General features: G+C 44.0%; 12 protein-coding genes. 4 read left to right on the top strand and 8 right to left on the bottom strand.

Annotation, left to right across the window (positions count from 1 at the left end):
* Positions 1-322 precede the first annotated feature (322 nt).
* Positions 323-502, top strand: coding sequence for a 30S ribosomal protein S21 (gene rpsU, locus ABF638_RS13615; protein WP_069073049.1), 180 nt, complete (start codon positions 323-325; stop codon positions 500-502).
* A 193-nt stretch (positions 503-695) separates the two neighbouring features.
* Here rpsU and pth read toward each other — a convergent pair whose 3' ends face one another.
* From pth to psbH, 3 genes are all read right to left on the bottom strand, one after another.
* Positions 696-1,337, bottom strand: a complete 642-nt coding sequence (gene pth, locus ABF638_RS13610; RefSeq protein ID WP_435023205.1) for an aminoacyl-tRNA hydrolase — start codon at positions 1,335-1,337, stop codon at positions 696-698.
* Between the two features lie 152 nt (positions 1,338-1,489).
* Positions 1,490-1,762, bottom strand: a complete 273-nt coding sequence (locus ABF638_RS13605) for a TatA/E family twin arginine-targeting protein translocase (RefSeq protein WP_069073044.1) — start codon at positions 1,760-1,762, stop codon at positions 1,490-1,492.
* Positions 1,763-1,911: 149 nt separating this feature from the next.
* Positions 1,912-2,115 (bottom strand): photosystem II reaction center phosphoprotein PsbH, encoded by a 204-nt coding sequence (gene psbH, locus ABF638_RS13600; RefSeq protein WP_069073047.1) that lies wholly within the window; start codon positions 2,113-2,115, stop codon positions 1,912-1,914.
* 85 nt (positions 2,116-2,200) lie between these two features.
* On the opposite strand from psbH, the gene psbN reads away from it, so the two are divergent.
* Complete coding sequence (gene psbN / locus ABF638_RS13595) at positions 2,201-2,332, top strand: photosystem II reaction center protein PsbN (protein WP_012410654.1); 132 nt, start codon at positions 2,201-2,203, stop codon at positions 2,330-2,332.
* Positions 2,333-2,611: 279 nt separating this feature from the next.
* On the opposite strand, the gene ABF638_RS13590 is transcribed toward psbN, so the two are convergent.
* A complete protein-coding gene (locus ABF638_RS13590) occupies positions 2,612-5,908 on the bottom strand; it encodes an alpha-mannosidase (RefSeq protein ID WP_435023204.1) in 3,297 nt (1,098 codons plus the stop codon).
* Between the two features lie 87 nt (positions 5,909-5,995).
* Here ABF638_RS13590 and ABF638_RS13585 point away from each other — a divergent pair, with 87 nt between their 5' ends.
* Both ABF638_RS13585 and ABF638_RS13580 read left to right on the top strand, forming a co-directional pair.
* A complete protein-coding gene (locus ABF638_RS13585; RefSeq protein WP_435023203.1) occupies positions 5,996-7,636 on the top strand; it encodes a hypothetical protein in 1,641 nt (546 codons plus the stop codon).
* Between the two features lie 355 nt (positions 7,637-7,991).
* Positions 7,992-8,288, top strand: a complete 297-nt coding sequence (locus ABF638_RS13580; RefSeq protein ID WP_181928597.1) for a hypothetical protein — start codon at positions 7,992-7,994, stop codon at positions 8,286-8,288.
* Between the two features lie 4 nt (positions 8,289-8,292).
* Here the strand turns inward: ABF638_RS13580 and ABF638_RS13575 are convergent, their stop codons facing one another.
* The 4 genes from ABF638_RS13575 to ABF638_RS13560 form a co-directional block, all read right to left on the bottom strand.
* Positions 8,293-9,183, bottom strand: a complete 891-nt coding sequence (locus ABF638_RS13575; protein ID WP_435023207.1) for a lysophospholipid acyltransferase family protein — start codon at positions 9,181-9,183, stop codon at positions 8,293-8,295.
* A gap of 486 nt (positions 9,184-9,669) precedes the next feature.
* Complete coding sequence (locus ABF638_RS13570; protein WP_435023202.1) at positions 9,670-11,127, bottom strand: cadherin-like domain-containing protein; 1,458 nt, start codon at positions 11,125-11,127, stop codon at positions 9,670-9,672.
* A complete protein-coding gene (locus tag ABF638_RS13565) occupies positions 11,090-12,574 on the bottom strand; it encodes a hypothetical protein (protein WP_435023201.1) in 1,485 nt (494 codons plus the stop codon). Before ABF638_RS13565 ends, ABF638_RS13570 begins: the two co-directional genes overlap by 38 nt.
* Positions 12,575-12,633: 59 nt before the next feature.
* Positions 12,634-13,695, bottom strand: a complete 1,062-nt coding sequence (locus ABF638_RS13560; protein WP_435023200.1) for a TIGR03032 family protein — start codon at positions 13,693-13,695, stop codon at positions 12,634-12,636.
* Between the last annotated feature and the right edge of the window lie 132 nt (positions 13,696-13,827).

Genomic DNA, 13,827 nt, shown 5'->3' with positions numbered 1-13,827 from the left:
TTTGCCCCCCTTTTTAAGGGGGGTTGGGGGGATCAAAAGCCTGTGGCGCAACTCTAGAAGACTTGTGTGTACACCGTAGCCTTTTTAAGGGGGGTTAGGGGGGATCTAAAATTTTTGATATCGACAAGAGGACTTTTCAAACATCCTTTTAGAGCGCTTAAATTAACTTTTGGTTAAGTGTCGATTTCACGTTCAAGAAGCACACATAACTAGCGTCAAATGGACGAATAGCTTCTTAACGATGACTTCTACTCAAGGGGATTTTACTAAGGTTGAGGGTAATATTAGAATGGAAACTATTGATGATGAGGAAAAGCTAAGAATGACCCAGGTGGTTCTAGGAGAGAACGAAGGAATAGACTCAGCTTTGCGTCGGTTTAAACGCCAGGTTTCCAAAGCTGGGATATTAGCTGATGTGAAATATCATCGGCACTTTGAAACACCGATAGAAAAACGCAAACGTAAGGCAGTAGCAGCTAGACGAACCAGACGTTTTAAATAAAACCTATAAGAAAACTATGCCGCACCTACAATTAGGGTATAGATGAGTCGCTTTTCCTAAGCACAGAGAACGTTAAGGGCTTTATCTTGGTTGGATGGAAGAAGCTAAAAGCGCTACCCATCAACCAAAATAAGCGCCTTTAAGCATCGGTTAGCTTCCTTTCGCAAGCTGATAGGGCAGTATTCATCTAACCCTAAGACTCAGAATTATTAATGGTGCGGCTATTACAAACATTCATCGCCTTTTCTACTCCCTGCTTGAGGCTTAGTTCAAGACACTCAACCACGAACTGAAGTACAAGAGACATCTGCTGATTCTCCGCAGAGGAAAATCGCCCCAGTACATGGGAGATAGCACCGGAATCATCGTTATTAGCTGCATCTTTGGGTTTACCAATACCGATTCGCAAACGGGGAAAGTTTTGGGTACTAAGATGTGCGATCGCACTTTTCATGCCGTTATGTCCCCCAGCCGAACCAGATAAGCGTAGACGAGTTTTTCCCAAAGGCAAATCCATATCGTCATAAATTATCAGCACTGACTCAGGTGGCAATTTATACCAATTTGTCACCGCTTGTATTGCTTGTCCTGAGCGATTCATATAAGTTAACGGCTTTAGTAAGCGAATCTTACCTCCACCTGGGGCTATACCCTCGCCATACTCACCCTGAAACTTGCGGTTTTCTGCTAAGGAAATGCGCCAAGAACGGGAGAGAGTTTCTACAGCAGCAAAGCCGATATTATGGCGTGTTTGGTCATACTTAGCTTCTGGATTCCCCAATCCAACAATTAGCTGGGGAATCACCAAAGCTGGTTGCGTAACTGCTTCTGTCATTTTGCCTACAGTCAATTGATGAGCAACACATTACTAGTATTTTGTCAAGACAGTTTGGAGGGTTTGTAGTAAGGACTTTAGTGCTTAGAAAATTCAGGACTAAAGTCCTTACTACGAACTTGCTTACCCATCAATTTCAACTTGACAAACTACTAGCTAGGTTGAGAAGAACTAGCGGTATCCTGCTCAGATTTAGCAGGGTAGATTTGCTTAGGTTCCAATTCAGCAGTAGTCTTGACAACTTCTTCTAACTGTTCTGCTTCTTTTTGAAACTCGCTTTGAAACTCTTTGGAAGCTTCTTGGAAACTACGAATTGTTTTGCCCACACTCCGACCAATTTCTGGTAGCTTTTTGGGGCCAAAGATTAACAGCGCCACTACCATAATTACACCCATTTCTGGCAGACCGATACCAAATATATTCATTTTTGTCTCCTGTAAACTATGGAACTACTACAGAAACTCACATACTATAAGAATACTCAATAGTTAGTGTGGACTGAGCATTCACAAAAAAACCCGGATGAACCGGGTGTAACTTAACTTGTTATCCAAACTTGATAGCTGTCTATCCGTTAGCGTCCTAAACTGCGCCAATCGACAAATACATCCTGAACCAACAGTGATTGATTGTAAAGTTGCAGAATAATCAGCAGAAACACGAAAAATAGCAGAATAAAAACAGCCATCACCGGGGTAGTACCCCAACCTGGAGCCACTTTCCCATACTCAGAGTTAAGTGGTTTCAGGATATCTCCCAACCTAGTCCTTTGTGCCATAGTTCACCTAAGATTACTTGCCAAAGCTTTTTTTAATCTTCTGTAATATTCTATAAGAATAGCACTCATAATCAATCTCTCAATTATGGAACCCGCAATAGTTCTTAGCATTTCTATGGCTGCCGTAGTGGTTGCCATCACTGGAATTTCAATTTATACCTCCTTTGGCCCTCCTAGCAAGGAATTGAACGATCCGTTTGATGATCACGAAGATTAAAGGAGTTAGCAGTCAAGAGTCAACACTAGTAAAGCTTGACCTCTCTCCAAACCTCTCTCCTAAAAGGAGAGAGGCTTTGAATCTTACTCCCCTTCCAATACGGTTCGGATAAGGTTTTTTGATGACACGCCCTAGATTGCAAAGACGCGATAAATCGCCGTCTCTACAAAGGACTGATTATTGTAAAGACGGCGATTTATCGCATCTCTTGCCTTAACCGAACCGTATTGACTCCCCTTCCCTTGTAGGGAAGGGGCTGGGGGTTAGGTCTGTATTGACTTATGCAAGACTGGAATTAATCGCTGGTATCACCTTGAAGCTAGCGATTTTCCAAGGCTGTATCGTCAAGATTTGTTGCCCAGATGAGAATTCAGTGTTAGAGGAACGCTCTAATAAATCTACTGTTTCTCCTAGATTCAACCCCAAATCACTTTGCAAAGATAACTCGGTTGTTTCTCCGTGACATTCATAACACCGCAGAATTAACTGCTGTGGGTCGTCCTCTGATGGCTTCAAGGCCATCAAGATTAAATTTTCAGCGGATAAATCTAGGAAACTCACCCCTTTTATAGTGCTGTTAGCGGTAACGAGGCGTTGAGTCAGTGCTGAATTTTGAGTTGTGAGTGGATTTAATATCACTTGTAACGGGATATTCAATTCATAGCCACGCCGTACCGTATGGGCTGATTCCCAGCTACCAGCATGAGGATACAAGGTATATGTGAACTCGTGAAAACCTCTATCAGCCTGTGAGTCTGGCCAATTAGAACTGCGTAGCAGTGTCAAACGGAGTTGATTTGGCTTGCTGTCGTAACCGTATTTGCAATCATTCAGTAAACTGACACCATAAGAATTTTGGATTTTAGATTTTGGATTTTGGATTGTATTTTCTGCTGTTAAGTCAGCCCAACGCAAAGCGGGGACTTCCCATTTTGCTTGTTCTGCGGGGGTTTGTGGTTTAGTTGGGCGGCGAATTGCGCTACAGGGAATTTCATAAGTAGCAAAGTCTGCTTCGATATTTAGAGGAAAAGCAGCTTTCACCAATACATGATTTTCTTGCCAATTGACGGTAGTAGCTATCTTTAGCAGAGGTGAACCAGCTTGCAGAATATAGTCTTGGCAAAATTCCGATTCACCCAACTGACGCACCACGCGCACACGACTTTGCACTGGGCCTGGTTCTAACCACTGAATCGATTGAAGATTTGTTGAGGGTAAAGGATGTTGAGCATAATTGGGATCTATATTCCAAGCATCCCAATATTGACCACTGTCTTTAAAAGCTTGTAGTTGATTCCCCGCCCCACTCAAAACTTCTCGTTGATAAGTTTTATCAAAAACACTTGATAAATCTCCAGTATCAGGATCTATAACAACTCGTAGGAATTCATTTTCTAAAATCCAGTCTGGGAGGAGGGGGGATGAGGGGGATGAGGGGGATGAGGGGGATGGGGGAGAAAGCCAAAATATGCGGTAGCCTATGGGTGGAATTTCGGTGGCGAGAAATAGTAGCGTTGATGGTTCAGAGAATTGGGAGACAAGCTGCTTTCCAGAAGTGTCGTAAATCTGCCATTCTTCTGGTGTGGGTAAGGTTACAGAGACTACCTCAGAACGTTGCCAGTTGAGAGAATTGAAAACGAAAATAGGCAAACTATCGGGTTTTGGTGGTTCTGATAGGGTAATGTGAGATGCGATCGCTAAAAGTGATTCTTGTAATATCTTCGTTCCTACTTGTTCCACTTGCTGCCACTGGGGCAACGCATCTGTGTAAACTTGGGTAATTGAAGAACCAGGTAAAATGTCGTGAAACTGTTGAAATAACACTTGCTTCCAAGCTGCTTCGATTTCTGCTTTGGGATATGTCACGCCACAGCTTACGGTTGCCAAGGTAGCAAAGAGTTCAGCTTCATACAATAAGTTTTCACAACGACGATTCCAGTGTTTTTGATCTGCGTGGGTAGTGTAGCAACCGCGATGGAATTCTAAGTATAGTTCGTCATTCCAGGTGGGGAAGGGAGGGGGAGCAGGGGAGGCAGGGGAGGCAGGGGAGGCAGGGGGGGAATTATAATTACTGACAGACGCGATGAATCGCGTCTCTACAATTTGCTGTAAATATTTTTCAGATGTTGTGAATTCTAAGTCTGGGAAGAAAGGTGACTTTTGCCAGCGTTGGGCGGTTTCTAACATATCACGGGTGGGGCCGCCGCCGTGGTCGCCGACACCGGGAAGCCAGAGGGATTCTGATAAACCAGTTTGGGTTTGCCATTCAAGAGCGTAGGATGCCATTTTAACTGGATCAATGCTTTCACCGATGGGTGCAGACATCAAACTAAAGACTTCGCTACCGTCAGGCGATCGCCACCAAAAAGCCCCATAATCAAATTTGGTAGTATCATTCCACCGCAACTTCTGTGTCACAAAATATTCAATACCGGCATTCGCGAAAAACTGCGGTAAAGTTGCACAAAAACCAAAAGTATCTGGAACCCACACTATGGTTGAAAGCTTGCCAAATTTTTCCTGGATGTAGCGTTGACCATACAATAGCTGACGAACTATTGATTCACCAGAAATTAGGTTGAGTTCTGGTTCCACCCACATTCCGCCGACAACTTCCCAACGTCCAGCGGCTACCTGTGCTTGAATTTCCCTAAACAAATCCGGGCGATGTTCTTCAATCCAGGCATAAAGTGCGGGAGTCGAATGACAGAAAATTAACTCAGGAAAATCTGCTTGCAACTTCAGAACCGATTCAAAAGTGTTTTGCGCCGCATTCCAAGTTTCACTCACAGGCCATAGCCATGCTAAATCTAAGTGAGCATGACCCAATAAGAAAATTTTAGATTTTTGATCCCCCTTCAAAAAGGGGGCTAAGATTTCAGATTGAATTAGGTTTTGGCGTAGAGATAAAAACGATTTTACTAACTCTTTCTTCTCCTCCGTGTCCTCTGCGCCTCTGGGGTTCGCAACCTCCGCCATCATCGCCGCCAAAACATCTAACTTTTCCGGTGCAAACTTTTCCAAATAAAGTTGCACCACAGCTAATTCATCAGCCACAAAGCCCGGATCGGGATTATTATCAACAGTAGACTCGTAAACTAGGAGCGATCGCACTAAAGCACCATCACAATGTCCCGGACTCACTAACCGCAAAGCCACAATAAATTCTTCTCCTGGCTTCACCTCTTGACTGAGAAGCACTCTCGGCGAACAATCAAATAAATCACCCTCCAGCACTAACTCCCCATTTACATAAATCTCAGCAGAATCTGCCCACCAAACCAGCGCCAGCCGCAAAGATAACCCAGTTAAGGGATAACCCTGTAAATCTTGGGGAACCACCAATCTTTGCACTAGCCATAGCACTTTTTTCCCCCCTGTCCAAGCGATATGTTCTTTCGCATTCAACTCGACAGGTTGCCAATGAGACAAATCAGCAGCTACAACATCAGTAATAATCAGGTCAGATTCCTGGTATAGCCAAGTAGACTGAAGATTAACTTGACAAAAAGAGCGCAGTTGCTCAATTGCTTGTGAGATGGATTTGGTTTGGGATTGAGAGACAGTCGGGGTCATATTTTCGCTAAGATGAGGTGTTGGTCGTTTTTATTGTTTGGCGCGAGTCTCACAACTTAACAAGACTTGAACTAAAAAATTACTACTATGTCTTCTGGTTCCTCTGGACGTTATCAAAGCAGACTATTTAACTTTGTCCACCAGCAATCTCGGCGGGTGACACAACAGTGGGAACACACCTTCCGGCATTTGCAAGTTGCTACTAAGTGGGGTGTCGAGGCACTACTTTATCCAGTGTATCTACTGTTTCAGTCATCGGAATCGTCTGGGAAAACGCTACACACTAAAGAACCACAAACTAGACTAAAGTTACAACCAAATGATACCGATTTCCAGCCAGAAACTCTGCCAAATGCTGATACTCCCATTCAAAATGTATTAGAGGCAGTCAATTATCTATCATTAGATGAACCCGCCTGCACTCCTACGAAAACATCTGAACATTTCAATCTCTTGGCTTCATTGGGAGTTTTTCGGCTGAAATTCGTTAATCATGGCTCTAATATTACTCAATCATCAAATATTCCAGAGAATAAAGCCGGAAGTCTCAACCCTTCACACTTGGAAAATGACCTTCAACAGCATCTTCCAATAGTGCGCGGAATTGCCACAAATTTGATGAATCGGAATTTAGTACTTGTTACTGCCGATAATGAAATTTTAGATATCTTAACACCCCAACAGCAGACAAAATTAGAAGACCGAATAATTAACGAAGTTGCTAAGTATTGGCAGTATTGGCGGTTGATTATAGACAAAAAAGAAACGCAGTTACTACCACAAATTGACCGATTATTAGCAAAACTTACTGGCGGAAATTCAGCCCAAATTCCAGTTATAGCTGAGGGTATACCAAAAGATTTACTTAATACGGATAGATTATTAGCATTTTTAGATATAGCTGTTGCTAAGTTGGAATCAAATGCTTTAGTCCCAGCGCAAGAACGTAGTCAAGAAATTGTCCAAGTTGCTCAAACTCAGTTAAACATATTTCTTTATGGCAAAGAGCAATTAGCTGGTAGGGGAGAAATTGCACCCAATGCTGATGGTTTGGAAACTCATACACTAAATATTCAGGCTTTGATTGAGGCGGCGCTTAATTACTTTTTTGGTGTTGGTAGTAGAAAAACCCTTGAGCCAACAACCAGTGATGAGAGATTACCAGGTAAACTCTTCTCATCACGCTTTATAAAAGCTTTTTCCAAAAGCCCTCAATTGGATAATCAGGATTTAACAGATGATCCTTGGCTAACGTGGAATGATTTATTTGGTAACACCGAAACCGTTGCTGACAACTCAGTTACGCTTTCTCAAATAACAAATCCTGCTTTAGTTCCAAGTTTATCAGTAGGGCATTTTCCACAAAAGAATTTGAGTGTAAAACAGCCTAAATTTGGCTCTGGCTTGGTACGAAGAAAACAAACAACTAGTAATCTCGTTTCCAGTCAAAAAGCATCTGGAAAAGTCGCCTCTGCAAAACAAACCGAAGCTCGCATTTCTCAAACTAAAAGCGAGAGTAGAAAAGGGGAAATTTTACAACAGCAATTTCACCAAAGTAGTCAAGTTGAGGCACAGCCAGACTGGATAGAAATTAAAGCAACTTCAAATGGGTATGAGAAGCATCCCTTAGAGCAAGTTCTGGAATGGCTTGATTATGTTATGCTCTGGCTAGAAGAGAAATTTGTAAATATTTTTCAGTCGTTGCGACAGCTATGGCAGGGAAAATAATACTAATTCGTAATTCGTAATTCGTAATTCGTAATTCGTAATTCGTAATTCGTAATTCGTAATTAAGACTCGTCAGATTTAATCTGGGTTTCCAGGTTTATAAGAAGAATTCAGAACTCAGGAGTCAGAATTCAGTATGAATTCTGTACGAGTGGGTGACGAATATTGGTTAAAAGCGAGTGTTTAGTGGGCGAAAAAAATTAAAATGTTCTCACCTTAAAACTCTATCCCTTTATGGGTAGAGTATTCACCAATTCTGAATTCTGAATTCTGTATTCTGACTCCTGTTTTATATTGAGCGTGACTTTTAGTCATGTGAGGTTCAATATCTATAATGTTATTGGTGGTTGTCTAAGTGAAAATTATTGTTTACTGTAAATACTTCAATTTCAAAAATCCATTAGATAAACCAAAAATTGAGACATTTGTGGTAAATGTGCCTCAAATCCCTAAGATAGGTGAAACAATTGTAGTCGAAAGAATTTCACCCCAAAAGCAGTTTGTAATTATCTTTGAGTACATTGTGACAGCAGTACAATTTAACGCTTCTAGGGAATCGGTTGATTCCGCAGATGCTCAAGTAAGTGCATTTTTAAACCACTGTTGGGAGGGGACATCAAATTTCAAAGTTACAAACTTTTTAGAACAATAATCCCTCACCACAATATATGATTAAGGAAATAACGTAACAGCTTTAAACCTGTTGGTTCTTGATAGTCAGTTGGCAACAAAGCTAGCATCGCATTCTGCAATTTTTTTAAAGCTAGGTCAACTTCCTGGCGTTTTGGTCTGGTTGTTTGGGCAAAGTGTAACGGTTCACCTACCCGAATTGTTAACTCTTTTCCCAAATAGAGGTCATGAGTTCCAATCAGCGCAACTGGAATAATTGGTACACCAGCCCGCAAGGCATAAATCACAGTCCCGCGCTTCAAGGGGAGATGCAACTGAGCCTCAGTAGTTCCTAGTCGTCCTTCGGGAAAGAGAATCATCCCATCCCCACGAGTCAAAATTGCCAGAATAATCCGGTCTATTTGTCGCAGTGTGTGTATATCTTCCCCTGTGGGTACTGTCTGTTTAATTGCTGCGGCTAGCTCAACTAAATCTTGCCTTCCTGCTTTAGCCGCTTCCATGACAGCAATTTCTTCTTTCCACACCCGTTCTAAAGGAATCACGCCCCCCGCAAAATCGAGGATAAAGCGTTTCCAGCACTTGTTATAGAGGGTACGAGCATCACCCAGGATGTAATAGTAAGGTTGGGTGGGAAGTTCGGCTAGGAGGAGTAAGGGATCGATGTGGTGGAGATGGTTGACAGACAAGATTGCAGCTTGCTGAGGTATTCTTTCGAGGTGTTCTACTCGTACCTTAAAAAAGGAATGGATGAGCGATCGCATTACAAAACGACGTAGCCCAGAGCTAGCTTTGGGTTCGGAATGCCCCTGATTAATAGCTTCTAGGTGATTGAGAGTTTTTTCGATAATTTGACGAACATCGCGATCGCTAGCCGCCGCTACACCCTCCTTTACCCGCTTGATTGCGGCGGCTGTCAAAGGCGGCAAAGTTTCTGATTGTGTTCTATTTTCCTGCTGATGGCTAGATTCTGTATGAACTTCGGAAGTTACTTCATCAGCTAGGTCTTCTTGAACAGATTCGCTAGAAGAACTTTTGATAACACCCTCTTTGAATTCATAAACTAATCATAATTCTTGAGGTTATATCATTAACCAACCTACGGTTAGAAGTTGTGGAATTATTTCAGGATATTTTAAATACATGAGGTTAATCCAATTCCCTGTAATTCTTCCATAGCCAGGAGCTATTTTTATCTAAAACGGCAATTCATCCACTGTACTTTTTAGGTACGGTAGATGAATTGCAAGTGATTTGATAAGAGTTATCGCAATACTACTCGGTTAAGCATTTTGAACCCAAAGTTTGGTTTTGGAAAAGGGTTAAAAAGTAAGGGTTAAAGGTTTTTAATTTCCCTTTCCCCTTCCCCTTTCCCCCTTAACCGACAAGTATTGAGAGTTATCGGACTATGCCTGCAACATAAAATCTGATGCCGTGAGAGTTGGCGCACCAGTTAAAGTTGCAAATAGACCACCACTGCCAAAACCAGCCGTGCTGCCATTTTGGTTGTAGAACAATTGTCCACTCACAGAATCGTAGACAATTTTTGCCGTGCTAGCCGCTGCTGAAGAAGTGATTTGAAAATCATTGGTATTACTGAAACCTGTTCCCGGAGCAGAAGCGATTGCACTAAAGGTAGTCTTATCCAGTACAATTTTGTCACCTTCAGAACTGTTGAAATCAGCGATCGCATCAATACCAACAGCAGTGGTAGTAAAATCAGCATTGCTGTTGTAAAGGAAAAAGTCAGCACCTACACCACCGATGAGAATATCATTGCCTCTGCCACCCACAAGAGTATCATTGCCTTCTCCACCGATGAGAATATCATCGCCTGACCCGCCCCGCAAAAGGTCATCACCACTATTACCATTAATGATATCGTTACCCTCACCAGCAGAGATGTTATCGTTGCCGCCACCGCCAGAGATATTAGCACCAACAGCGATCGCAACTCTAGCAGTACTAGTCAGGCTACCATCGCTGATGGTGTAATTAAAATTGGCATTACCACTAAACCCATTAATTGGGGTAAACACGATGAAATCATCTGTCGAGTTGCCTGGAGTGCCGTTATTATTCAACACAGCAGTACCATTAATTGCACCAATAACCCCAGTAATACTGAGGTTACTGCTATCGATATCAGTATCATTAGCCAGCAGAGTAGTAGCAAGGATGGTTACAGCAGTATTAAAGCCAGTAGTTAGGCGATCGTTGACGGCAATGGGTGCATTGTTAACGGGCTTGACATTGAGGTTGAAAGTATTAGTAATGCTACCGCCATTACCATCACTAACAGTGAAAGTGAAGCTGTCAGTGCCGTTGAAGTTGGCATTGGGGGTGTAAATGAAGAAGTCGTCACCGGAGTTGTCTGGAGTGTTGTTGTCGTTAAGTGACAATGTGCCGTTAGTGGGGCTGGTGAAGTCACTAATAGTTAAGGTATCGCCATCGACATCTGTGTATCTACGTAGAATATTGCTAGCAAGGATGTTAACGGCGGTATCTTCATTAGTGGTAGCCGTAGTTTGAAAGCCAAAGACCACGTAGCTTGACCCTGCATCAAGCTGTCCGTTGAGGTCGGCATTTGGTGCACCGATAATCAAGTCATCGAAGCCGTCGCCGTTAACGTCCCCCGCACTGCTGACGGAATAGCCTGAGTTGTCAGACCGAGCAATGCCGTTAATCACAAAGCCGTTGCTGCCATCCAGGGACGAGAGGTTGAATTGGGCATCAAAGCCACTATTGCTACCAAATACCACGTAGCTTGACCCTGCATTATACTGACCGTTGGGGGAGGCATTTCTTGCCCCGATAATCAGGTCATCAAAGCCGTCGCCAAAGTTGACCATTGGGGTCAGCACCTGTTGCCCCAATAATCAGATCGTCAAAGCCGTCGCCGTTGATGTCCCCCGCACTGCTGACAGAACTGCCTGAACTGTCAGACGCATTAATGCCGTTAATCACAAAGCCGTCACTGCCATCCAGGGACGAGAGGTTGAATTCGGCACCAAAGCTACTACTGCGACCAAACACCACGTAGCTTGTCCCTGCACGAAACTGACCGTTGGGGGAGGCATTTCTTGCCCCGATAATCAGGTCGTCGAAGCCGTCGCCATTGATGTCCCCCGCACTGCTGACAGAACTACCTGAGATGTCACCTGCAATACCGTTAATCACAAAGCCGTCACTGCCATCCAAGGACGAGAGGTTAAGATTGGCTGCAAACCCACTACTGCTGCCAAACACCACGTAACTCTCCCCTGCATTATACTGACCGTTGGGGTAGGCATATCTTGCCCCGATAATCAGGTCATCAAAGCCGTCGCCGTTAACGTCCCCTGCACTGCTGACGGAATAGCCTGAGTTGTCATATACAGCAATGCCGTTAACCACAAAGCCGTTGCTGCCATCCAAGGATGAGAGGTTGATTTGGGCATCAAAGCCACTATTGCTGCCAAACACCACGTAGCTTGACCCTGCCCCAGACTGACCGTTGGGGTCGGCATTTGGTGCACCGATAATCAGGTCGTCGAAGCCGTCGCCATTAATATCTCCCGCACTGCTGACAGAACGACCTGAGTTGTCAAACGCATTAATGCCGTTAATCACAAAGCCGTTGCTGCCATCCAGGGACGAGAGGTTGAATTGGGCATCAAAGCCACTATTGCTACCAAACACCACGTAGCTTGACCCTGCCCCAGACTGACCGTTGGGGTCGGCATTTCTTGCCCCGATAATCAGGTCATCAAAGCCGTCGCCATTGATGTCCCCTATACTGCTGACAGAACCGCCTGAGTAGTCAGACTGAGCAATGCCGTTAATCACAAAGCCGTTGCTGCCATCCAGGGACGAGAGGTTGAGTTGGGCATCAAAGCCACTATTGCTGCCAAACACCACGTAACTCTCCCCTGCATTAAGCTGACCGTTGGGGGAGGCATTTCTTGCCCCGATAATTAGGTCATCAAAGCCGTCGCCGTTGATGTCCCCCGCACTGCTGACAGAAGCGCCTGAGATGTCAGACTCAGCAATGCCGTTAATCACAAAGCCGTTGCTGCCATCCAGGGTTGAGAGATTGAGTTGGGCATTAAAGCCACTATTGCTGCCAAACACCACATAGCTCTCTCCTGCCCCAGACTGACCATTGGGGTCGGCCAAAGGTGCACCGATAATCAGGTCATCAAAGCCGTCGCCGTTGATTTCCCCCGCACTGCTGACAGAACTACCTGAACTGTCATATATATCAATGCCGTTAATCACAAAGCCGTTGCTGCCGTTAAGCTCAGATAGATTTAAAACTGCATTAGCCATTGTTGTTGATTCTCCTTATGATTTTTTGTCGGCTCTAGAAACGTGAAATTTCACGTCTCTCATCCCATCGTCACTATTCGCCGAATTTCATCACTCTTAAAACCGATCGCCATTGGATGACGCACCTCTGGTAGTGCCACTACGTCGTATAATTCCAGTACCGCCCCCTCCATTCGCAGGGAATGCACAATATCCCCGCTTTTCAGGTCAATCACTAATAGCCCACAGCGAGGTTCAGTATTTTTTTGCAATAATTTCTCGTCTAGAGGCAAACCACTAAAAGTCTTGTTGTGCCTGGGCTGAGAAACTCCGACGATCGCAAAGTCGCCATGAAATGCACAACCACGCATATATCCCGGACAAAATGCCACAGGTTCAAAGCTGCCCCGTTTCAAGTCTAGGTAGCCAAAATCTCCTGTCCCAGAGTTGAGTAACCACAGCTTATCTTTATACCATCGAGGTGAATGGGGCATGGAAAGTCCTGTGGTTACTATCTCGTTACTTTCCACATCAATGACGCAACCACCATCGGCCCGCCTGTCCCGCCATCCTTCTGCCACATCCGACTGACTCACAGCAGTGACGTATCTGGGTTGACCATCTCGTATTGCTAATCCGTTGAGATGACACCTGTCTTCTGCTGCCAATTTACTAATAAACGGCGGTTGCCACAGGGGAATGAAACTGTGGGTTTGACTGACTCTTGCTAAACAGCTAAATAAAGTATTGACAAATATTAGATTCTCTGAATCATTATTTGCTTGAGAATTACTTAGGGCGATATCATGGATATCTAAGTCTCCAGTCACATAACTCACTTGGGGCAAATAGACGACATCGTAGTTGTCGTGAACTTGTCCCGGTTGTAGGGTGTTTTCAAAGCGCCACAGTTGATACAGCGAACTCATGTATAAGCTGCCACCTTGGGCATACAAACCCATGCAACGTTGAAAGGTGCGCTCGAAAACAGATAGTTTGCCGCTAGATTGCAAGCCGATGAAAAATAATTTCCCTGCTTGATAAGTGGTAAACGCCAGACTCAGATTTTGCTCGAATAGCCAGGGAGTAAACTGGCGGGAAGCGTTCACCTCGAAGGCAGGAGCTACAGGATTTTGATTCATTTTTCTCCTAGCAAGGAAGATGAAAGATATTCACGAGGCAGACAGAACTTACGCTTAAAAACGTGGGATTGAATTAAGGATCGCTACTTGCTGTAGCCAGTGAAACTCTTTCAGCGCAGTGGTTTCGCTTTA

Origin of the sequence: Nostoc sp. CALU 1950, from assembly GCF_051172895.1 — a bacterium.
Taxonomy (GTDB): Bacteria; Cyanobacteriota; Cyanobacteriia; order Cyanobacteriales; family Nostocaceae; genus Nostoc; species Nostoc edaphicum_A.
The sequence above is the reverse complement of the archived record's forward strand: the minus strand, read 5'-3'. Positions and strand labels throughout refer to the sequence as shown.

What these genes read in the sequence shown, in the direction of transcription:
- ABF638_RS13560 (WP_435023200.1), bottom strand. Translation starts at nt 13,695, where the DNA reads ATGAATCAAAATCCTGTAGCTCCTGCCTTCGAGGTGAACGCTTCCCGC.
- psbH (WP_069073047.1), bottom strand. Translation starts at nt 2,115, where the DNA reads ATGGCACAAAGGACTAGGTTGGGAGATATCCTGAAACCACTTAACTCT.
- ABF638_RS13605 (WP_069073044.1), bottom strand. Translation starts at nt 1,762, where the DNA reads ATGAATATATTTGGTATCGGTCTGCCAGAAATGGGTGTAATTATGGTA.
- rpsU (WP_069073049.1), top strand. Translation starts at nt 323, where the DNA reads ATGACCCAGGTGGTTCTAGGAGAGAACGAAGGAATAGACTCAGCTTTG.
- psbN (WP_012410654.1), top strand. Translation starts at nt 2,201, where the DNA reads ATGGAACCCGCAATAGTTCTTAGCATTTCTATGGCTGCCGTAGTGGTT.
- ABF638_RS13590 (WP_435023204.1), bottom strand. Translation starts at nt 5,908, where the DNA reads ATGACCCCGACTGTCTCTCAATCCCAAACCAAATCCATCTCACAAGCA.
- ABF638_RS13565 (WP_435023201.1), bottom strand. Translation starts at nt 12,574, where the DNA reads ATGGCTAATGCAGTTTTAAATCTATCTGAGCTTAACGGCAGCAACGGC.
- pth (WP_435023205.1), bottom strand. Translation starts at nt 1,337, where the DNA reads ATGACAGAAGCAGTTACGCAACCAGCTTTGGTGATTCCCCAGCTAATT.
- ABF638_RS13585 (WP_435023203.1), top strand. Translation starts at nt 5,996, where the DNA reads ATGTCTTCTGGTTCCTCTGGACGTTATCAAAGCAGACTATTTAACTTT.